The organism is Brevibacillus sp. FSL K6-2834 (assembly GCF_038592925.1).
Classification (GTDB): Bacteria; Bacillota; Bacilli; order Brevibacillales; family Brevibacillaceae; genus Brevibacillus; species Brevibacillus borstelensis.
Map to the genome: position 1 here is coordinate 4,421,578 of NZ_CP151945.1, position 20,027 is coordinate 4,441,604.

Below are 20,027 nucleotides of genomic sequence, written 5' to 3' on the forward strand. Positions count from 1 at the left end.
CTGCAATCGCAAAGACGGGTCCTTCTATCCAAACAGATTAATTATCTTCTTGAGTCTCCTTATAGCAATCCATGCAAACAGAGTTGTTGTTTTCGATCTCATACTCCGTGAGCCGAGCCTTGCATTCCTTGCATTGCACTTCCGTTAACACCAGATTCAAGAGTATTTACCCCTTTCGATGCTTCCTGTGTACTTCACCCCCATTATATCCGATAAATGTGATCGTTTTTCTTGCAATGTGTTAAAATTTCATGAATCTTTGTAAAACAATTCAGTTTTGAAAAATCAGATATATCTCTGCGAAGAATATTTCCTCTCGGCACGAGGCTTTACCCACCCGAGACGACACAGCTCATTTATAATATGTCTCGTCTTTCTGTCAGCTACAAGCTCGTTTATGTCCGTACCCTTGATCAGCAAGCCGTACACCTTCAGATGTTTGGAAGTCAGCACGGGCACCCGCTGCATTTTACTGTCCAATGGAACCATGATGGTTTCGATCAATTGTCATCCCTCCGTTGACGAGCATGTTGTATATAAAAGTTAGAGATCGTGTGAACCAAGCATCATAAATTACATTGTACACAAACGAACTCATGTTCTCAAATGGTTCGCTGGTAAAAAGATTTCTATCGCATGACCCGACCACGATTGAATGGAGCTGCGAACATATGGCGAGAAAAACAGTTTTTCTCTTTTTGCTGATTTGTCTATTGGGCGGCATGCTCCTTTTTGCCGACCGCCCTGCCTTTCTTTATCCCGAACTGCCCTTTCCATCCGTTTCGAAACAGACGGTCGTATCCCAATTGCGAGAAGCAAACGGCCGGTTCAGAAAACTGGCAACCGAACGAAGCTATGTCTGGTACGGCATTGCTGCCCAAAGAGGAGCAGAAAAAGACAAGCTGATCGAAGAAATGGGCAAAGCGGGCTGGACTTTTTTACAGCAAGAAGGCTCGGGTTATTTTTTTCAGCAAGGGACGGAAAAGATCGTGATCACTTCAAGAATGTGGTCCGGCGATTTTGTCTTGTTCAAAGCACCCGTGACGGACCATCCGCTCTCTCTGTCAAACGAGTGAACCTGGCCCTGTTTGCAAAACCGTCTTGATTAGTTGCGTATCCGTGAAATTGGTTCGGTACTCGATAGTGGTTTGCACTCGATATTGGTTCCGCACCCGACATTGGTTCGGTACACGAAAAAGGTCCGCATTCACGCGGACCTCTTGGCTGTACACCCCCGAGTGCTTGCCTATTCTTCTTTCACCGAACGAGCCGTTTCTGCCGCCTTTGCCAACACTTCCTTCAGCTTCTCCGCCGCCTTTTGCAATGCCGCGGGATCATTGGCTTCAAGGGCCTCAGCGATGGCTGGCAGAGGCTGCGCCGCATAACCGGTCGTAAGCCCCGGCGCCCATACCTGATGCTTATACCACGGACGGCCGGACAGCCCCTCTGGCTTGAGCAGGTCGCGCTCCTGCTGGAGCAGTGCCGCATTCAGCTTTGCCAAATCGCCGTACTCCTCTTCGGTTACGCCGTCTTCGATGATATTCGCCGCCTTCTCCTCAAGTGCAGCGGCCGCAGCCTGCCACTCCTGAGCCTGAGCGATCACCGGAGACAGATCGACACCGAGCGTTCCTTTATCGGCCAGCTCCTCCAGCATTGCCCGAACGTCGGCCGCATAATCGGAGTATTTGAACGGTATTACTTCCGCATTTGCCAAGCGAAGCGCTGTCATTCCGACCAAACGGGCACCGGCAGCATGATGCTCATAGCCGGGATCGGTAAACCTTTCCATCGCATCAAGGTTGTCATAGGCGCTGTGATAGAGCCCGCCAGCAGCGCCGAACCCCATATCGAGCGACGGCACGCCGAGGTGCTGGATAAACGGAGTGTAGTCCGACCCGCTGCCCAATTTTCCAATCGCCGGCTCTTTGCGTCCCGATCTCAAATACCAATCATCGTAGATCGACATGCCGCTTCTTGGCTCTGTTACTTCTTTCGTGATCTCGTATACGAGCTGCTTCAGTGAAGGCACCGCAGATGCGCCGAAGAACTGACCGCCCAATCCGTCCATGTTGATATAGGCGACGGCGTTTTTCGTCAATTCCTCGCGCTCATCCTCGGCCCATTCGACCGAGCCAAGCAAGCCGTATTCCTCCCCGTCCCATCCGGCCAGGACAATCGTGCGATCCGGCTGCCAGCCTTTTTTCGCCATTTCCCCGAGGACGCGGGCAATCTCCATCGTGGCCGTCCAGCCCGACAGATCGTCGCTTGTCCCTTTTACCCAAGTGTCACGGTGAGCCCCGATCACCACCATTTGCTCCGGATATTTTGCCCCGGGAATGCGGACGATCACGTCATTGACTGGCTGCTGCTTGTAATCGATGTCGAGGGAAATCTTTACTCTCGTCTGCCCCGGTCCGATCTTGTACGTAAACGGCAGACCTCCCTGCCAGGACTCCGGCGCTTCTTCTCCTTCCATCGCTTCCAGCAAGGAACGTGCCTCCCCGTAAGAGATCGGAGTCGTCGGGATCGTCGGCAGAGAATCCGCATCAGCCGGATCGATCCGTTTGGCATCGGGCGTTGACGGCTCTCCCGGGGTCAGCGGATCGCCCGGATATCGGAAAATGTACAGGATGCTTCCGCGCTGGATGGCGTCTGCAGGTCTCCATGGACCATCCGGATAGACGAGTCCCTTTATGTACCCGTCATCGGCCGGATCGCTGTACATCAGCATGCCGACGGCTCCCCTTTTCGCCGCTTGTTCCGGCTTGACGCCGCGGAAGTTGGCACCGTAGCGGGTGATGACGATCTTGTCTTTTACCGAAATGCCCCGTTTTTCCAGCTCTTCGAAATCCTCGGGCCTGCCGTAGTTGGCGTATACAAGCTCCGCCTCCACCTCGCCAGCGGGTGAATATGCGTTGTATCCCGGCACAATCTCGTTTGCGTGCTTCGTCCCTTTGGGCAGCTTCTCGATGACCTGCAGCTCGCGTTTTTGCGGATAGGTTTGCGTGACCGAAATCTTTTTGGGAACGGACATGTAGACATGATAGGTCTTCACTTCCGGCTGAAGCCCCGCCTTTTTCAGCTCCCGCACGGCATACTCTACATTGGCCTCATTGCCGGGCGATCCCACCAGCGAGGAGCGTTCACTCAAATCTTTGGAATAGCGGGCCAGCGATTCCTTTTTGACCAGTTGGGCAAAAGTCTGTTCATACTCCAGTTGCCAATCCGCTTTTTCCGCTGAAAAGCCTGTTGCGGTTTTTGAAGCTGCTGTTGCCGATGCAGCGTATGTCAGCAACGGAACGGCTGACGTGAAGACCAGTGTCGAAGCAACAGTGAGACCCAATAACAGCGAAGAAACTTTCCTTGCGCATAAAGATGCAGATTCCAGCTTGCTCAAGCAGACTCCCCCTTACCGCCATTAAATTTCTGATTAATCATAATAGTAGGTAAATTATCCGCAATAAAACATAGGTTGTTGGGTGTAATTCCCAGCAGTTGCTTCTGTCCTATTGACTCGTTGAAAAGCTTGAGAAGCAGGCAATTCCATGTAGCCCTAGGTTGAGGAAGAACGCAGGGCCTACACCCTTTTTCTCTGATCGACAGACATATGGCAGTTGTTCATCTATCGGTGAGAAGTATTCCATTCGATTCCTGATGAAGCATGACAAAACCGGAATCGCAAACAATCGGGCAGTCATCAACGGCAACCTTTCAAAAGCCAGAACACAATGCCTATGCTCACCGTAAGATACAGTAGGCAGTCTCAAAAACAGAAAGTGGAGGAGTGTTATGTACAGTTATTCAGAACAGGGCTTTCCCTATCCCTATCCAGTCGCGGATTCCGAGCAAGTGCACGCTCAACCGGCCCGGGCGATTGCCTGGATACAAGGGGGTCCTCTCCAAGGCTATGTGACATTTACCGAAGTTCCTTATGGCACTGACGTTCTTGTCGAAGTAACCGGCCTTCCTCCCTACCGACCGGGATCAGCGGGCCGGCAGCCAATCGGGCCCCATGGCTTCCATATACATGATGGAACCACTTGCGAAATCGGCGATCCGCAGGACCCATTCAAGCGGGCGGGAGAACATTGGAATCCGACGAATCAGCCCCACGGCAATCACGCGAGCGATTTTCCCGTGCTGTTCTCCAACGATGGATACGCCCGCATGAGCTTTTTCACGAATCGGTTCCAGGTGAGAGACATCATCGGGAAAACGATCATCATCCATCAAAACCCGGACGACTATCGCACCCAGCCGGCAGGCAATTCCGGCAAGCGCTTGGCCTGCGGGATCATCCAGCCGTGGGAAGCGTAACGATACCGATACCTGCATACACGAAAAACAACTGAACAGGCGCCCTTTGTGGCAGCCTGTTTTTGTTCGTCAAAGTGCAATCCCTCCCGTTTGGTACATCAGCAGCGTGCTATAATCAAAAGGCTAACGTAATCATACTTGCACGTGGACAAATATAAACCAAAGAGGTGCAGGGATGGAAAAGGTCAATATTTCGCAAAAGTTTGCGCTGTTCCAGGAATACTGGAGTCCAAAGATTGTCGGCGACCTCAATGATTTCTACATCAAACTTGCCAAGTTTCAGGGAGAGTTCGTCTGGCATCATCATGAAGATGAGGATGAGCTTTTTCTGGTCGTCAAAGGAAGACTGCTGATGCATTTCCGCGACCGGGATGAATGGGTCGAGGAAGGCGAGTTTATCATCGTTCCCAAGGGCGTGGAGCACAAACCGTCCGTACCGGAAGGCGAATGCCACGTCATTCTGATCGAGCCGAAAAGCACATTGAACACAGGAAATGTGAACAACGAGAGGACCGTCGCCAAGCTGGATACCATTTAGACTGAAACCTCCAGCCGTCACAATCGTAAAGGATAGAGCAACCATTACCTGCGGGAGTGATGAACGTGTTTAAAAAACTGTTAAACAACCTGCTCGGCAAACATGGAACGACTCATTCACACAAATACCGCAAGTACAGCAGCAGCGATTACCATCACAGAAAAGGCCACAGCCATCCTCACGGAAACGGGCATGCCTACTACGGCAGCTCCTATTACAAAAAGAAGAAACGCTCCAGCAGCGGTTTTTTCAGCAGCTAGCCTGCAAGCCATATGCCTACTACCTCCGCAGTTTTTGGGCGGAGTTTATTTTTTGTCCGAAAAAAATCCCCCGCCGGAGCGAGGGAAGCACGGGACAGGCATGCCACAATCCCAAACAATTTTTATAAGTGAACAACGATAGACTTTTCGAGTTTAGACGTTAAACGTAAAATGTCAACCTTTACGCTTGAAGCAAACCCGCCGCCGATAGCCGCAGACAGGATGTCAGGCATTTTTTTCCTACTGCATGATATTGAGCAAAAACGTCAGCGTCCCCACGCTTATCAACGTTGTGACCAAAACACTGCTGGAGACGAATTGGGGGCGCATGTTGAACTGGATCGCATACATCGCTGTCGTGGCAGCCGATGGCATAGCAGCCAGAATGACCAGAACCTTTTGCAATAGCGGATCAATCGGAAAGCACAGACAGATGAGATATGCCAGGAGCGGCGAGGCCACCAGTCGAATCACGGTGGCCACACTCAAGCTTTGCCATTCAAAGGTGCTCGACGATACATTCGCCAGCTGCATCCCGAGGATCAGCATAACGGTAGGGATCGCCGCCTGCGCTACGAGATCAATCGCCTGGTAGTAGCTCTCCGGAATGGCCACCTGGAACTGCTGCATCGCAACCGCCACGATGACCGCATAATTGGACGGCTGCTTCAATACCGCCTTGACCGCTGTTCTCGCCCCATTTTCCCCGCGAGAAGCAAAATAGACGCCGAACACGCCCATGATGATGGAATGAAACACCATGATTTGCACGGCGTAGTGAAAGCCCGTTTCCCCAAACGCGAAAAGAATGATCGGCGCTCCGTAGTTTCCGCTGTTCATGAAAGCCGTCGACAGCATCAACGCGCTTTCCTGCTGCTTGTCGTACTTGAAAAATCTTGCGGTCAGCTGCGTAATGACGATCAATCCGGCCAGAAGCAGCAGCGAAATGATCACAATGTAAAACAACTGCAGATCCAGCGGGGTTTTGTAAAACGTGCGGAACACCAGGGCGGTCGTCAAAACGTAAATGGCAAGCGTGGAGATCGGTTTTAGATCCAGCTTGAAAATGCGCTGCAAGACGTAGCCGCTCAAAAAAATAAGCAGAACGGGCAAAATGACTTCAAAAAAGATCATGATAGCAACCTACTTCCGAGTCGATTGTTGATTGAGAATAGTATACCAGACGAAGTTGCAAACCGCTGATTCTTCTTATGCCCGTTTTCCTTTCCAACGCGTTGTTCAAAGCAAGAAACAAAAACAAGTTTCCACACAATTCATATTTGACATATCGGAATTGCTGTATTTATAATTTACAATCAAAACACCACGCTTGGGGAGGATGAACATGGCAGCGAAAATTGTATTGGGACTTCTTTGCGGGCTCGCTCTCGGATTTGTCTTGCAGCGGGGACGGTTTTGCGTGGTCGGCGCCTATCGCGATGTCATTCTGGTCAAGGACAATCGCATGTTCATCGCCGTCTTGATTGCCATCGCCGTTCAGAGCATCGGCGTCTACGCTCTGGCCGGCCTCGGCCTGATCCAGCTTTCGGAAGTGCCGTTCACGTGGCTCGGAGCGACACTAGGCGGATTTATCTTCGGCCTGGGGATCGTCCTTGCCGGAGGGTGCGCAACCGGCACCTGGTACCGTGCGGGCGAAGGGCTTCTAGGCAGCTGGATCGCGCTGTTCGCCTACATGCTGGGGACCGTGGCGACAAAATGGGGCGTTTTGAAACCGGCTTCCGATGCCTTGACCGGACAAAAGAGCGAGGATGTGTTTATCTATACGACTCTGGGGATTTCCCCCTGGGTGCTCGTCGCCTTGTTTGCTGTTCTCGTCGGGCTGATCGTCTGGAGGCATTTGCGCCAGCCGTCCTTCGCCGTACCGACGTTGAAACGGCGAAAAACAGGGCTTGCCCATCTGCTGTTTGAAAAACGCTGGCATCCGTTTGTGACCGCTCTGATCGTCGGCGTAATCGCCATTGCGGCATGGCCGATGAGCGAAGCTACCGGCCGCATGTTTGGACTGGGCATTACCACTCCGAGCGGCAACCTTTTGCGTTACATCACGACCGGCGACATCAAATTTCTCGACTGGGCTGTATTTCTGGTCATCGGCATCGCGCTTGGCTCCTACGTCGCGGCCAAGGGCAGCGGCGAGTTCCGCTGGCGGCTGCCTGACATCAAAACGATCCGGAACAACTTCTTTGGCGGCCTGTTCATGGGCTTCGGCGCCAGTATCGCCGGCGGCTGCACGATCGGAAACGGGCTGGTCAACACGTCGCTGTTCACCTGGCAGGGCTGGGTCGCCACCTTGTTCATCATTTTGGGCACCTGGGTTGCCACCTATTTTGTGATCATTCGCGGAAAACGCAAAGCCAACAGCGGAGCAGCCCCGAGCCAGTCGGTAGCGGTTTGACGATCGGTAGCAGACTGACGATCGTAAGCTTTACCCTCGCGAAACTGTGACTGCCGTGGGCTTTGGCAGTTAGCATTGCTGCGACCGGCTTTGCTGCCGACTGGCTTTGCTGCGGCCAGGCACAACGCTTTTACTGCCTCATACTCTTCTAAGAAAGGAAGAATCCGCATGAAAAAACATTTGCAGGTCATCGGCATGGTTTGCCCCTTCCCGCTGGTCGAAGCGGAAAGCGCCATTAGGGAGCTGGCGCCGGGACAGGAGCTGATCATCGATTTTGACTGCACGCAAGCGACAGAAAGCTTGCCCCGATGGGCCGTCAAAAACGGACATCAGGTCGTCTCATTCGAACAAACCGATGATGCCCAGTGGCAAATCACGATACGCAAAGGCGCGGCAGGCTGAAGCTGCCGCGTCTTTTTGCTCTCGTATCCACCCTCAAAAGGCGCCTATCTTGCCTACGCCCGTTTCCGTTTTGGCTTCAGCCGCATGCCGCAATCACAAATAATGCTGTGCTTCAAATACCTGATTTCCGATTGGCAGACCGGACATAGCACCTTTTGAAGGTTCATCGTCTTTCACCTCTTCGTTATTTCCCGCTTTGCCAAACGGCTGAAGCAGACAGTCCCGACCGTCTTATTTCACTTCTTCCGGTACAGACAGGCCAAGTCCCTCGGCAACACGTGTTCCGTATTCGGGGTCCGCTTTGTAAAAGTGTCCGATTTGGCGAAGCTTGATTTCTTCTTTTGCCACCGGTTTCATCGCATTCACAATATTTTGAACCAGACGCGCGCGCTCATCCTCGCTCATCAGCCGGTACAAATCTCCGGCCTGCGTGTAGTGGTCATCCCGATCATAGGCGACGCTGTCGGCCAAGCCTGACACCGGATAAGCCGTTTGCTTGTGCTCGGGCGCCTCCGTCGGACCGCCGAAGCTGTTGGGCTCATAATACACCGAGCCGCCACCGTTCTGATCAAAACGCATCTGTCCGTCGCGTTGATAGTTGTTCACCTCGTTGCGCGGCCGGTTGATCGGCAGCATCTGGTGATTCGTCCCTACGCGGTAACGGTGTGCGTCATGGTAGGCAAACAGGCGTCCTTGCAGCATTTTGTCAGGAGACACTTCAATGCCGGGAACAAGCGTGCCGGGTGAAAATGTCGCTTGCTCAACCTCGGCAAAGTAGTTTTCCGGGTTGCGATTCAACACCATGCGCCCCACTTCGATCAGCGGATAGTCTTTTTGCGACCATACCTTCGTCACATCAAATGGGTCAAAGCGGTACGTATTGGCATCCTCCAGCGGCATGATCTGCACGTATAGCCTCCACGCAGGATAGTCGCCTTTTTCAATCGCATTGAACAGATCCTCTGTATGATAGTCAGGGTTTTCACCGGCAATTTGAGCCGCTGTTTCGGGCGTTAGATTCTTGATCCCTTGTTCCGTTTTGAAGTGGTATTTGACCCAGACGGACTCTCCCTTTGCATTGACCCATTTAAAGGTATGGCTGCCAAAGCCGTGCATATGTCTGTAAGTAGCAGGGATGCCGCGGTCAGACATCAAGATCGTCACCTGATGCAAGGATTCTGGGGAAAGAGACCAGAAGTCCCATACCGCTGTCGGATTTTTCAAATGCGTTTTCGGATCCCTTTTTTGTGTATGGATGAAATCCGGGAACTTGATCGCGTCCCGAATAAAGAAAACAGGCGTGTTGTTCCCTACCAAATCATAGTTGCCTTCTTCTGTGTAAAATTTGACGGCAAAACCCCGAGGGTCGCGGACTGTATCGGCCGAGCCCAGCTCGCCTGCAACCGTCGAGAAGCGAACAAAGAGAGGTGTACGTTTGCCTACTTCTGACAAGAAAGCAGCTTTGGTGTACGCTGTCAGGTCATTTGTGACTTCAAAATAGCCATGCGCACCGGCGCCTTTGGCATGCACGACCCGTTCTGGCACGCGCTCCCGGTTGAAATGCGCCAATTTCTCAAGCAGATGCACATCCTGAATCAATGTGGGACCGCGGGAACCGGCTGTCATCGAATTTTGGTTGTCCCCGACCGGAGTACCCCAGCTAGTCGTCAGGTTGTTGTTCTTGTTTGCACTCATCACCTATTCACCTCACCAGTTTGTTCTTACAAAACAAATGATAACACTTCTCAAAATAAAATCAATACTTTTTTATAATAAATTTAAATAAGTAATTGTTACAATGATTGCTGTAAAAAAGCAAAAAAAAGCCCCCGCCAAAGGAGAGTCCTGCAAAAGTCCACCTAATATCTGTAAACCGTAACCCTAGTGCCCTTAGGTACTGGGGTTTTAAGTATCGAGAATGTAGCTGTAGTGGGGAGAAGCATGTTTCCGATCTGCGCTCCGGTCTACGTCCTGCAAGGATGTGAAACTGTCCGCTCCACAGCGATCCCGGGGGAAGCGCAAAACGGCGCGCAGCTCCGGGGTTTACTCATAGATTGCGCTTCTGTTTCCCCGGGCTCGCTGTTCCGCTTGGCTGGACTCCGCCAGTCGCTCCGCCTGGAAACATGCTTCTCCTCCGAAACAGTAGGTTTTCAACAGGCTGAAACCCAATGCCCCTTCGACACTGGGTTTGTTGTACAATGAAAAGAAAACGAAAGAGTTGGAACCATTGCTACAGCCCTCTAAACAAATCACGGCATCCTTCCATGCCGAATTATATAAACTAATTCCCGCGGATCACCCTTTACGTAAAATCAATGAAATCGTAGATTTCACATTCATTCATGAGTTGGTTCGTTCCTCTTATTGTGAGCATTACGGAAGACCTGCTAACGAACCCGAACTCCTGTTTCGTCTATTGTTTTTACAAGTTCTCTACAATCTTTCGGATGAACGCATCATTCAGGAAACGCAGGTAAACCTCGCTTATAAGTGGTTTTTAGGTTTAAATCCAGAAGATCCCCTTCCTGACCCCTCTCAATTATCCCGCTTTCGTAATCATCGGTTAGGGGCCGGAGCCGTGGATGAGGTGCTTAAATCAGTTGTACGTCAGTGCATCGAAAAAGGACTTGTGAAGTCAAAGACGATCATCATGGATTCCACCCATACACTGGCAGCTTCACAAAAACAAAAGCCGCTTGAAGTACTGCGGGATGCGGCGAAGCGCTTATTCCGTGTTGTGGTGAAAAAGCATCCAAAACTCGAAAAGAAACTCCCACGGTTACCGGAGTTGAAGAAAGATCAAGAGGATGCTGAGAAGATCATGCTTCACTACTTGGCGGAACTTGGAGAGACTGTCGAGACTTTGTTACCCGATCATGAGGGTTCCATCTCGGAGAAGGTCAAGATCGCCAAGGCCATCGTGGAAGACGAACGTCTCCTCGCCAATAAAGGTATTATGTCGGCCATTGATCCAGATGCACGCTTTGGATGGAAGAGTAATACGAAATCCTTTTTTGGCTACAAAGAGCATATTGCCATGACCGAAGAAGAAATCATTACGGCTGTGGAGGTCACCGGAGGAAGTACGGATGACGGAAAACAATTCAAACAACTTTTGAACCAATCGCTTGACGTAGGAATAGAAGTACAAGAAGTGATTGCTGACACCGCATATTCGGGTAAAGATAACTTGGACGAGATGAAAGCCAAGAAGATTCAACCCGTCGTCCCACTAAACCCAATCGTACATAACGGAGGGCTAAGGCAAGAAGGTTTTGAGTACAACAAGGATGCAGACTTTGTTATTTGTCCGGCAGGACAACATAGTATCCGAAAGGCTGTCCAAGGAAGCAAGAGTGGCAAAAGTCGTTCTCTCGTTTTCTACTTCGATACGGAGAAATGTAAGACATGCCCACTTAGGGAAGGCTGTTTCAAACCAGGAGCGAAGAGCAAGACCTACTCCATCCGGATCGTGGCGGAAACCTACAAGGCGCAAATCGAGTTTGAAAACAGCGATACGTTCAAAGAACGTATTCGTCGCAGATCGATTATTGAGCACAAAAATGCTGAATTAAAAAGGTATCATGGGATGACCAAGGCCAAGTACCGTGGTCTCTTTCGTATGCGAATACAGGCAATACTTACGACTTTCGTCGTAAATGTAAAACGGATGATAAAATTGGCAGAAAAAATGCAGCCCGCCTCTTAAAGGAGAATGGGCTGCATTTTTCGTTAAAGTCCTTTTTTGTAAAAAATAGTGTGGGTTACCCGATCCGCAAACCTCAAAAGAGGTATTTTGCAGGCCTCTCCCAAAGCGGGGGGATGAAAAAGGTTGTTAACAGCGTATTTTTTATTATGCCCGGATCTTGCGATTTTATTCTCCAAACTGTGCTGAATCACAGTGCCAAACCCATCAGGTTTCGCATGCAGAAACATTCGGGAATAGTTCGAGAAGAAGGAATGACAACCCCGTGCATGAAAAATTTGGGTTTCATCCTACTTTCAACTCTGGTAAAATTTGAGAATATATTTTTCTATTTTTCTAAAAGGGGCACACATCATGGTTACGCTAGAGAACAAATGGAGCCAACTCCTCGCGTTTTATGACCTGACAAAAGACGATCTGAATCTTTTGCATTCACATCGCGACTTTTTTCAGACTTACTCGGAAGAGATCGTAGACTGTTTCTATCAGGAGTTGGAGAGACACTCGATTCTCGACCAACTCATTCGTACCAACAGTACTGTAGACAGACTAAAGAAAACACAACTGCGGTACCTGGAATCTCTCTCTTCTACCGTCATTGATGCTGACTATATACACACTCGGCAAAAAATAGGCGCTATCCATGCCAAGATCGGGTTGTCCGCTTCCTGGTTTCTGGGCGGATACTCTCTCTATTTGCGCCTGTTTGCTGAAAGAATCCAAGCCTTGCCTGATGGGCATGCCTTTTATCGCGCGCTTAGCAAACGAGTTTTCTTTGATTCTGCCATCATTCTCGAGCAGTACATCGGGGATACCATGGAAGAAAATTTGGCATATCGCCAGCGGATGGAGCAAATGGCAACAGAGCTTACGACCACGACACAGGAAGCCGTTCGGATCTCTTCCGTATTTGCCGAGTCGGCTTCAAAGCTTGCCGAATGCAATGAAGCGATTGCCCTTTCCATGGATGTTCTGAAAACGCACAACGAAGAAATCGAAAAGCTCAGCGACTTCGTTTCGGAAGTCTCTTCGCAGACCAACTTGCTTGGACTCAATGCCGCCATAGAAGCTGCCAGAGCTGGCGAGCACGGCCGCGGCTTTACCGTCGTTGCGGATGAGGTGCGAAAATTGGCGGATAAATCGAATGCCTCCTCCAAACATATCCATCAATCTCTGCTGAAGATTACCAACCAATTGCAAAAAATTGACCAACAGATAGCCTTTTCCACTGTTTCTGCTGAACAGGTGGCTGCTACCTCCGACCAGCTCTTTTTGATCATCCACACGCTGGATGAGATTTCGAACCGATTACATAACAAGCACCAATAAACGGCATGCGGCCATGGACTCATTGATTTCCTATGGCCGCTTGCTTTTTTGCAAAAAGCTCCGCTTCAGTCCCCAAATCACTTGTTTTGGGAGGAAGCCGCTCCTTTTGAGGACACTGCCACGACACACAGACCGCCTCCTTTTGAAACCTTTTTTTGGGTAATTTCGTATTTTTATGTATCAAATGACAGGGAGTGAATGGGTTTGAAATATAAAATCGGCGGGACGATTCTCACTTGTCCGTGCTGTCAAAACGACACGTTTGACAAGGACTATAGACAGTTAAACTCGCGGGGAGCTACCTTTTTCGGGCTGGATTGGGCAAACAAAGAGGCAGCCATCCTGATTTGCAAGCGGTGCACGTATATATCCTGGTTTATGGGTGATCCGTCAAAGGCATAATCAGTCGCGGGGCGAGCAGCCTGTAATGCTTCAAACAAACTCCCTGTGCTGTCCAGGCAGCGAGGGAGTTTGTTCTCTACTGATTTGCCAATTGCAAAATCCAGTCTTTCATATCGATGAGGCGCAGCGTTTTTGGCCGGGTGTCTGTTCCGGCTACAATCATCGGGACAAGCGAATCTTTTTCATGAAGCGAACCGTGAGCTCCTCCGCCGAGATGAGTGGGGGAGCTTTCCGTGACCAGTTCGTATCCGGGTTTGATCGTGACGACAACATACCTTCCTTCGTGAGAATGCACCGCACCGTACAGTCTCGCCAAAACATCCGGATACTTCCCGTATTTGATCCGCTTATTGGCAATCACAATATCCGCCAGCTTCGGTTCTCCCGATATCGTCCATGTTTGCCCGTACTCATCCGTGTATCTTCCGCCGGGACGATAAGAAAACTGATCGCTGGTATTGCCTGCAGTAACCCGCACGTTTTTGCCGTCTTTCACGGCAATGATATCGAGCTTGTCCTCGGCCTGCAGCCGCTTCACGATGTCGGCTAACCGGACCTTCTCATCAATCGCATAGATGTAAGCCATGCGCTCGTTGGTGGAAATCACAACCTGATCCTCGGGCCTTACCGGTTGGCCGATTTTCGCGATCCGATACGGAGCCAATAGCGGTCTTAGGTCGACCGTCGCTTTGTCCCGGTCGTCGTACACGGCGCTCTGTGCACTGTCCCCCATAACGATCCAAACGGCGTTCTTCACCGCCCGATCCCACGAGCCGTAAGCGTTAAGCGCGACCTGCAGCGCCTGATCCGCTTTTGCTATCCCATCCAGGTTGGCGACGCCCCCTCTGTGGACGGTCATGTCATTCTCCGGGAAGTATGCGATTGTAAAAGGCGGAAGCTGTTTTTTCGTGATCAAATAGGCCACGTCATGACCGGAAAAATCATTGTTCATCCCGTACTTTTTCCACAGACGGTCGTGGCGGTTGTTCGGGTCCAGTTGTGCAAACGCCGCATAGGAAAGCCATTCAGGTCCCGTTACGTTCAATGCGTCTGGCATATGAGTGGCGGCTGAGATCCAGCCGGGGACTTTCAAGCTGTGTTCCGTTTTTCCCCGAAATACAATCGCATTGATCGACGCCGATTTTTTTCCCTTTTCCGCCAGCTCCTCATGAATCGTTTTCGTTTCCTTGTTCAATTGAACCTGGTTTAACTGCTGCACGGAGTCTATCAATACTTGCGGCTGATCGATTTTCATGGCCTCCTTTGGGCCGTTTCCATAGAAAATCATCCGCTTTTCTTTGCCGCTGTACCAGACAAGGCCCGGAACATGATGCCGATCTGCGTATGTCCCGGTCAATAAAGTGCTGTCGATGGTGACGGACATCGTCGGAAACGAGCTGACGACCTTCGGAAAGTAGTGCCCGTTCGCTAGCAAATGCTTCAAAGCGGGGGCGCGGCCTTGCCGAATCGCTTCCTGCAATGGCTTGTCCATCAACGAATCAATGACAATCAGTATGACGGGTTTTGCCGTTTGATTGGCAGACGCCGGGGATTTGACGCTTTGCTGGTTTAGCTGCTGGCCGGGGTCTGTCCGGCAACCGATGGTCAACAGGCACAGGCTGACGGCGAGCAATAAAGAAACCCTATCCTTGATCTTCATGAGCCCACCCTTTTTAACCATAAAATTTCCCAACGCAATATTTCTATGCAGCGATGCTGCCCATACAGTCAATTTAGACTCGGTTGGACAAACCCGTTCCTCCTACAACATTTCCCGGCATTTGACGCATACTGAAGCTATTAGGAGGGTGCAGAGCATGGAAGACAACGAAACGAAGAAAACGATGCGGTTCTGGATTTTTTCGGGCATTGCCGCGATAGCCGCTTCTCAATTGCCGCTGCTGTTCAGAAAGAAACAACCAAAGGAACAAGAAAAGAACCAGGGTCAGGAACAAGTACAAGCAAAGCAGCAGGGAAATAGCACAAAATGGGCGGTGCTGCTCCTGCTAGGTGCTGCCGTGGCTGGGGTGATTCTCTGGCTGTTCGCTGTCAAGCTGTAGTGGCAGTACCCGCCTGCCCAATAAAAAATCCCTGAGCGCAACCGCCAGGGAGAAGAGGCAAACGGATGGCAGCTATTTCCGATAACGAAAACGGAATGTGCACACAGGTCATCGCCTGCGAGAAAGCTCAACGGATCATCTACGCTGGCTGCTTGGACGACTCCTGCGCCTCATATTTACCGCCAAATTTAAAAACGATGATACTGCCGACGAGGACCAGCACGCCGACCACCTGTTTGAAAGTAAACGGGACTTGCTCCAAACCGAACCAGCCTAGAGAGACCCACAATAACGCAAATCCGAGCTGCGCTGACAAAACGACCGAGCTGGCGTACGTTGGGCCGAGCAGCCTGATCCCCTGCACCAGACAAATGACTACTCCAACTCCGATCAAACCGCTAAACCAGTACCAGGGCTGCATCTTTTCCAAGACAGACAGCTCTGCGCCTTCAAATAGCAGACCGATCACAAGCGAAGCCAAAAATCCCATGCCTAATACGAGCGCCGTGGTTGCCCAGGATCCCGCTCGTTCATTTACCTTGCTGTTGAAAATATTTTGCAGACTGACCAGCGAACCTGCGAGAACTGCAAGTATCCGTCCCGATATCATACGCTTTCCTCTCCCGTGATTGCACCCTGGATGATGATTGATCGCCGCCCTGCTCTTCTGAAGCCTATTGCCATGTGTCTATTCGTAAATATTATCGCCTGCCAGCGCTCTTACCCCTTCCTTGTCCGCAACCAGGATGTACTCTTTGCTGCGTTCGATCAGACCCTCCGTGCAAAACTGCCGGATGACCCTGTTCAGATGTCGGTAGCTGGTTCCGATTAAGTTCGCGGCATCCCTCAGACTGGCTGTGCTCAATTGCCCTTGAAACCGGGAATCGGCTGCATCAAAGCAGACAGACAACAGATAACTGGCCAATCTCACTTCCACGGGGTGCATCCGATTCCCCTGTTCACCCTTTACACACATTTGGGCTCCTGCACATACCCTGAAGTGTGCAAAGGGAGGGAATGACATGAAAAACAAAGTCGATGTACAAAGTGACATTATGTTTGAACATAGATTTTGGCTGCAAATACTCGGCGATCATGCCCGGTTTATTCATCAGTCACTGGCGCCAAAAGAGACCCGTGAGATTGAGCAAGCAAGCCACTTTATCAAGTCCTTTGACAAGCTGCTTGAATACGCACGCCAAAATCTCTCTGGCGAGGACATTCATTTGCTGAATCAACAGGCGAGCCTCTTCACGGAGAAATTGCGTGAATATAAGCTCCATCTATTGGAGCGGCATCTTGTCGGAAAGATTGCGATCAGCCTGCCTCCCACTTTTTTAAACCACATGGTAAACGAATTGGAGGAATACGAACGAATCCTCAACGATGTCCTTTCCGGAAGCGGAGCTCCCACTTTTCATGCCGTTCATTATCATCTGCTGTGGCTGTCTGACGCTGCCGGGCATGCTGCTACGATCAGTTCGCTTCTGGACATGGTGGAACATGACTATAAGCAAAAAAGCAATCATTTTACGAAGCAATTTGAACATTTTTACCTAAAAGCCGTTGAATTGGCCGGATATCTCCGTACCCATTTGCAAAGCTTTCCTGCGCTAAGCCGTTTCCATCACCAGGCAGAAATGGAGATTCAGCTTTTCCAATCCTTCTTGCATGAATTGACGGAAATGCGCTTGCGGGATGAAGTATTGGGCGTGCTGTCTCCGCTGATGGCCGACCACATGTCGCGGGAGGAGTGTTATTACTTGATGAAGCTGTCTGAGGTATCGGATGTGAAAATGCCGGACTGTTATCCTACGAGGCCGAGGATTGAACAGTAGAAGTCCCGCTATGGTTCAAAAAAAAGAGGCGGTTTCTCCGCCTCCTTTCTACGTCTATTTAATCCCACGCAAAACGCTGCTCCTTCCAGGGATCGCCATACATATGATACCCGTTTTTCTCCCAGAAGCCCTGCTTGTCACGCTCCAAAAACTCGATGCCGCGCACCCACTTTGCACTCTTCCAGAAATACAGGTGAGGAATGACAAAACGGAGCGGCCAGCCGTGGTCCGGCGTCAGTTCCTCGCCGTTATGCTTGTTGGCAAATAGATTGCCCGGCGTCAAAAAGTCGCTGAGCGGCATGTTGGCTGTCCAGCCGTGCTCCGCGTGAAGCATGACGTATTTGGCCTCCGGCTTGACCTTGACGAGCTTGACGATCTCTTCTACGGGGATGCCTTCCCAGACGTTGTCCAGCTTGCTCCAGCCTGTAACGCAGTGAATGTCGTTCGTGGTCGTTCCTTTTGGAAGAGCCATCATCTGCTCGTACGACAATGTCACTTCCTCTTCCACGAGCCCGAAGATGCGGAAGCTCCACTGCGCAGCAAGATCGGTGTACTCCGGCACTTCGCCGTAATGCAATACAGGGAAGCCGGTCGTCACCTTTTGATTCGGTGGGACACGGTCATTTTTTGCCTCTGCTGTCTTGTTGTAAAACATCTGACTTCACTCCTTCGCCGAAACCATTCCACGGTTGTTTTTGTGCAGCCATTACTTCTTGCCAATGCGTAAAAGAGCGTGGTCCACCTTTATGCACAGATCCATAATGACGTCGATGCCTTCCTTGGACACCTGCTCTGCCGCCTGCTCGTTGGAGATGCCCTGCTGCAGCCAAAATGCCTTCGGCTTATGCTTCATCTTCAGCGTTTCTTCGGCCACGGGAGGAGTATCCTCACTGCGGCGGAAGACGTTTACAATGTCGACAGGCTCGTCGATGTCGGTAAGCGAGGCGACGACTTTTTCACCCAGTACCGTTTTTCCCGCGATCACCGGATTGACCGGGATGATCTTGTAGCCAGCGCTCTGCATGGCTGCCGCTACCATGTGACTGGTCCGATCCGGCTTGTCGGAAAGACCTACGACTGCGATTGTGTTTGCCTCCTGCAGGAGCTGGCGGCGTTTTTCATCGCTTGGATTTTGGAACATGGATAACTTCCTCCTTCATTCCGCTATGATTGGCTGTTTGATCGTGTATCTGTACTTATGCCTGGCTGCGGTTCATTACAAACTGGGCGATGGTTCGCACCATGACGCCTGTACCGCCTGCCGGGTTCATATCATTCGCGCTGGCAGAATACGCTGTGCCCGCGATGTCCAGATGCGCCCACGGCGTCTCTTCGGCAAACTCCTGCAAAAAGACTCCGCCGATAATGCCGTGACCGTAACGTCCGCCCGAGTTTTTCAGATCGGCAAAACGGCTTTTGTTCAGCTCGCGGTATTCGTCAAAGGTCGGAAGCTGCCAGAGCCGTTCACCCGCTTGGCCGGCAGCATCCAGTACCTCTCCCACCAAAGCGTCGTTGTTCGTCATGACACCGGAGCAGTAGTGGCCCAGTGCGACGACGATGCCCCCGGTCAAGGTAGCCGCGTCGAGCAGGCAGGAAACGCCTTTCTGTTTGGCATATGTAATGCAGTCCGCCAGAACGAGTCGGCCTTCCGCATCGGTGGTGATGATTTCAACGGTTCTCCCGCTCATCGTAGTGATGACGTCCCCAGGCTTGTAGGCCGTTGATGATGGCATGTTTTCGACACAGCCGATCACGGTCAGGATGTTTGCTTTCGGCTTTAGCTGCCCGATCGCTTCCAGAGCCCCGATCATGGCCGCTGCCCCGCCCATATCCGATTTCATGTCCTCCATGCCGGCTACCGGCTTGATGGAAATACCGCCCGTATCAAAGGTAACGCCTTTTCCGATCAGACCGATGACGTCTTCCCAGTTTTCCTTGCCCTGGTATTTGACGGCGACGACGAACGGCTCCTCCGCGCTTCCCTTTGCAACGGACAGAACGCCGCCCATCCCCAATTCCTCCAGTTTATTTTTTGCCAGCACTTCATACTCCATACCGTAGCGCTCGGCGACAGCCACGACAGCGTCCTTCAACGCGGTCGGCGTCAAGTAATTGCCGGGCTCGTTGACAAGCGTGCGGGCCAAATTGGTTCCCTGCGCCAGCGCCTCGCCGCGCATCACGCCGACCATAGCGGTCGCGGCTTCCTCATCGCTGCCGACCAGAAGCTGAACGGTGCTGAGCGGTTCCGCTTCGCGCTTCGGCTTTTGACGGTAGCCCTCGTAATGGTACGAAGCGAGCCCAAACGCTTCTGTCATCGCCTGAGCCAGACGGTCCAGCTCCAGACTTCCCTTCGTCCGCACATCGATCGCAACGAGCTTTTCCTTCCCCTTCGTCGTGGAAACCTTGGCTGCGCGTCCCCATGCAGCCCGTGCCGAAACGAAGTCAAACGACTCGGGATTGCCCATGCCGGCGATGATTAATTTTTTTGCCGCCAGTTTTCCCATCGTGTGAACAATAGCCACTGTCTTCGCTTCGCCGCTGAACTCCTTATCCGCTTGCATCGCGGCAAGACCGCCGTCAAAGCGTTGGTCCAACTCCGGATACGCCGCCGCAATCTCCTCTCCTTTCCAGAGAGGAATGATCAGCTCGTCGCAGGCGACGTTCCACCCATCCATACGTTTTTCTACAGTGACGTTCATATACTCTTCCTTCTTTCTCTGTGATAGGATACAATTATGGGCACATTTGTTTTCCGATTT

General features: G+C 51.3%; 20 protein-coding genes and 1 pseudogene. 11 read left to right on the forward strand and 10 right to left on the reverse strand.

All coding sequences use genetic code 11. The features are described from left to right. Window positions 1-285: 285 nt before the first annotated feature. Window positions 286-504, reverse strand: coding sequence for a hypothetical protein (locus tag NST96_RS21620; protein ID WP_003389632.1), 219 nt, complete (start codon window positions 502-504; stop codon window positions 286-288). Window positions 505-671: 167 nt separating this feature from the next. On the opposite strand from NST96_RS21620, the gene NST96_RS21625 reads away from it, so the two are divergent. Next, window positions 672-1,076 carry a hypothetical protein gene (locus NST96_RS21625; RefSeq protein WP_003389633.1) on the forward strand — a complete coding sequence of 135 codons (405 nt, stop codon included), beginning with the start codon at window positions 672-674 and terminating at the stop codon, window positions 1,074-1,076. 170 nt (window positions 1,077-1,246) lie between these two features. Here NST96_RS21625 and NST96_RS21630 read toward each other — a convergent pair whose 3' ends face one another. Next, on the reverse strand, window positions 1,247-3,397 hold the full coding sequence (locus NST96_RS21630) for a M28 family metallopeptidase (protein ID WP_342404561.1): 2,151 nt from the start codon (window positions 3,395-3,397) through the stop codon (window positions 1,247-1,249). 392 nt (window positions 3,398-3,789) lie between these two features. Between NST96_RS21630 and NST96_RS21635 the strand changes: the two genes are divergently transcribed. The 3 genes from NST96_RS21635 (at window position 3,790) to NST96_RS21645 (ending at window position 5,115) form a co-directional block, all read left to right on the forward strand. Further along, window positions 3,790-4,317 carry a superoxide dismutase family protein gene (locus tag NST96_RS21635; protein ID WP_342404563.1) on the forward strand — a complete coding sequence of 176 codons (528 nt, stop codon included), beginning with the start codon at window positions 3,790-3,792 and terminating at the stop codon, window positions 4,315-4,317. Between the two features lie 175 nt (window positions 4,318-4,492). Further along, a complete protein-coding gene (locus tag NST96_RS21640; protein WP_024983454.1) occupies window positions 4,493-4,855 on the forward strand; it encodes a cupin domain-containing protein in 363 nt (120 codons plus the stop codon). 65 nt (window positions 4,856-4,920) lie between these two features. Beyond that, window positions 4,921-5,115 carry a hypothetical protein gene (locus NST96_RS21645; RefSeq protein ID WP_024983455.1) on the forward strand — a complete coding sequence of 65 codons (195 nt, stop codon included), beginning with the start codon at window positions 4,921-4,923 and terminating at the stop codon, window positions 5,113-5,115. A gap of 240 nt (window positions 5,116-5,355) precedes the next feature. Here the strand turns inward: NST96_RS21645 and NST96_RS21650 are convergent, their stop codons facing one another. Beyond that, complete coding sequence (locus NST96_RS21650) at window positions 5,356-6,249, reverse strand: AEC family transporter (RefSeq protein WP_024983456.1); 894 nt, start codon at window positions 6,247-6,249, stop codon at window positions 5,356-5,358. 211 nt (window positions 6,250-6,460) lie between these two features. Here NST96_RS21650 and NST96_RS21655 point away from each other — a divergent pair, with 211 nt between their 5' ends. Together NST96_RS21655 and NST96_RS21660 are read left to right on the forward strand one after the other, a co-directional pair. Continuing rightward, window positions 6,461-7,531, forward strand: coding sequence for a YeeE/YedE family protein (locus NST96_RS21655; RefSeq protein ID WP_031931936.1), 1,071 nt, complete (start codon window positions 6,461-6,463; stop codon window positions 7,529-7,531). Between the two features lie 168 nt (window positions 7,532-7,699). After that, window positions 7,700-7,933 (forward strand): sulfurtransferase TusA family protein, encoded by a 234-nt coding sequence (locus tag NST96_RS21660; RefSeq protein ID WP_024983458.1) that lies wholly within the window; start codon window positions 7,700-7,702, stop codon window positions 7,931-7,933. A 231-nt stretch (window positions 7,934-8,164) separates the two neighbouring features. On the opposite strand, the gene katA is transcribed toward NST96_RS21660, so the two are convergent. Further along, entirely contained in the window at window positions 8,165-9,628 is a 1,464-nt protein-coding gene (gene katA, locus NST96_RS21665) for a catalase KatA (RefSeq protein ID WP_024983459.1), read from the reverse strand. A 553-nt stretch (window positions 9,629-10,181) separates the two neighbouring features. On the opposite strand from katA, the gene NST96_RS21670 reads away from it, so the two are divergent. From NST96_RS21670 to NST96_RS21680, 3 genes are all read left to right on the forward strand, one after another. Next, window positions 10,182-11,642: an IS1182 family transposase gene (locus NST96_RS21670; RefSeq protein WP_327927883.1), complete on the forward strand. Its 1,461-nt coding sequence runs from the start codon at window positions 10,182-10,184 to the stop codon at window positions 11,640-11,642. A 351-nt stretch (window positions 11,643-11,993) separates the two neighbouring features. Continuing rightward, window positions 11,994-12,968, forward strand: a complete 975-nt coding sequence (locus NST96_RS21675; RefSeq protein ID WP_342404568.1) for a globin-coupled sensor protein — start codon at window positions 11,994-11,996, stop codon at window positions 12,966-12,968. A 204-nt stretch (window positions 12,969-13,172) separates the two neighbouring features. Then, window positions 13,173-13,370: a hypothetical protein gene (locus NST96_RS21680; RefSeq protein ID WP_081607785.1), complete on the forward strand. Its 198-nt coding sequence runs from the start codon at window positions 13,173-13,175 to the stop codon at window positions 13,368-13,370. Window positions 13,371-13,446: 76 nt separating this feature from the next. Here NST96_RS21680 and NST96_RS21685 read toward each other — a convergent pair whose 3' ends face one another. Next, window positions 13,447-15,030 (reverse strand): alkaline phosphatase family protein, encoded by a 1,584-nt coding sequence (locus tag NST96_RS21685; protein WP_339185684.1) that lies wholly within the window; start codon window positions 15,028-15,030, stop codon window positions 13,447-13,449. A gap of 157 nt (window positions 15,031-15,187) precedes the next feature. Between NST96_RS21685 and NST96_RS21690 the strand changes: the two genes are divergently transcribed. Beyond that, window positions 15,188-15,430: a hypothetical protein gene (locus NST96_RS21690; RefSeq protein ID WP_024983122.1), complete on the forward strand. Its 243-nt coding sequence runs from the start codon at window positions 15,188-15,190 to the stop codon at window positions 15,428-15,430. Window positions 15,431-15,569: 139 nt separating this feature from the next. Here the strand turns inward: NST96_RS21690 and NST96_RS21695 are convergent, their stop codons facing one another. Further along, window positions 15,570-16,040, reverse strand: a complete 471-nt coding sequence (locus tag NST96_RS21695; RefSeq protein ID WP_342404572.1) for a DMT family transporter — start codon at window positions 16,038-16,040, stop codon at window positions 15,570-15,572. A 78-nt stretch (window positions 16,041-16,118) separates the two neighbouring features. Further along, window positions 16,119-16,382 (reverse strand): annotated as a pseudogene (locus NST96_RS21700) (helix-turn-helix domain-containing protein); the annotation flags it as partial. A 70-nt stretch (window positions 16,383-16,452) separates the two neighbouring features. On the opposite strand from NST96_RS21700, the gene NST96_RS21705 reads away from it, so the two are divergent. Further along, a complete protein-coding gene (locus tag NST96_RS21705) occupies window positions 16,453-17,268 on the forward strand; it encodes a DUF2935 domain-containing protein (protein WP_342404575.1) in 816 nt (271 codons plus the stop codon). Between the two features lie 58 nt (window positions 17,269-17,326). On the opposite strand, the gene NST96_RS21710 is transcribed toward NST96_RS21705, so the two are convergent. Genes NST96_RS21710 through NST96_RS21720 form a run of 3 tightly spaced genes read right to left on the reverse strand, consistent with a single transcriptional unit; the run spans window position 17,327 to window position 19,967 of the window. Then, complete coding sequence (locus tag NST96_RS21710; protein WP_003389653.1) at window positions 17,327-17,923, reverse strand: sulfite oxidase-like oxidoreductase; 597 nt, start codon at window positions 17,921-17,923, stop codon at window positions 17,327-17,329. 51 nt (window positions 17,924-17,974) lie between these two features. After that, window positions 17,975-18,409, reverse strand: a complete 435-nt coding sequence (locus tag NST96_RS21715; protein ID WP_031931942.1) for a CoA-binding protein — start codon at window positions 18,407-18,409, stop codon at window positions 17,975-17,977. A 55-nt stretch (window positions 18,410-18,464) separates the two neighbouring features. Then, entirely contained in the window at window positions 18,465-19,967 is a 1,503-nt protein-coding gene (locus NST96_RS21720) for a leucyl aminopeptidase (RefSeq protein ID WP_342404577.1), read from the reverse strand. Window positions 19,968-20,027 lie beyond the last annotated feature (60 nt).

What these genes read in the sequence shown, in the direction of transcription:
- NST96_RS21710 (WP_003389653.1), bottom strand. Translation starts at nt 17,923, where the DNA reads ATGTTTTACAACAAGACAGCAGAGGCAAAAAATGACCGTGTCCCACCG.
- NST96_RS21655 (WP_031931936.1), top strand. Translation starts at nt 6,461, where the DNA reads ATGGCAGCGAAAATTGTATTGGGACTTCTTTGCGGGCTCGCTCTCGGA.
- NST96_RS21715 (WP_031931942.1), bottom strand. Translation starts at nt 18,409, where the DNA reads ATGTTCCAAAATCCAAGCGATGAAAAACGCCGCCAGCTCCTGCAGGAG.
- NST96_RS21685 (WP_339185684.1), bottom strand. Translation starts at nt 15,030, where the DNA reads ATGAAGATCAAGGATAGGGTTTCTTTATTGCTCGCCGTCAGCCTGTGC.
- katA (WP_024983459.1), bottom strand. Translation starts at nt 9,628, where the DNA reads ATGAGTGCAAACAAGAACAACAACCTGACGACTAGCTGGGGTACTCCG.
- NST96_RS21720 (WP_342404577.1), bottom strand. Translation starts at nt 19,967, where the DNA reads ATGAACGTCACTGTAGAAAAACGTATGGATGGGTGGAACGTCGCCTGC.
- NST96_RS21695 (WP_342404572.1), bottom strand. Translation starts at nt 16,040, where the DNA reads ATGATATCGGGACGGATACTTGCAGTTCTCGCAGGTTCGCTGGTCAGT.
- NST96_RS21625 (WP_003389633.1), top strand. Translation starts at nt 672, where the DNA reads ATGGCGAGAAAAACAGTTTTTCTCTTTTTGCTGATTTGTCTATTGGGC.
- NST96_RS21660 (WP_024983458.1), top strand. Translation starts at nt 7,700, where the DNA reads ATGAAAAAACATTTGCAGGTCATCGGCATGGTTTGCCCCTTCCCGCTG.
- NST96_RS21635 (WP_342404563.1), top strand. Translation starts at nt 3,790, where the DNA reads ATGTACAGTTATTCAGAACAGGGCTTTCCCTATCCCTATCCAGTCGCG.
- NST96_RS21650 (WP_024983456.1), bottom strand. Translation starts at nt 6,249, where the DNA reads ATGATCTTTTTTGAAGTCATTTTGCCCGTTCTGCTTATTTTTTTGAGC.
- NST96_RS21705 (WP_342404575.1), top strand. Translation starts at nt 16,453, where the DNA reads ATGAAAAACAAAGTCGATGTACAAAGTGACATTATGTTTGAACATAGA.
- NST96_RS21675 (WP_342404568.1), top strand. Translation starts at nt 11,994, where the DNA reads ATGGTTACGCTAGAGAACAAATGGAGCCAACTCCTCGCGTTTTATGAC.
- NST96_RS21640 (WP_024983454.1), top strand. Translation starts at nt 4,493, where the DNA reads ATGGAAAAGGTCAATATTTCGCAAAAGTTTGCGCTGTTCCAGGAATAC.
- NST96_RS21690 (WP_024983122.1), top strand. Translation starts at nt 15,188, where the DNA reads ATGGAAGACAACGAAACGAAGAAAACGATGCGGTTCTGGATTTTTTCG.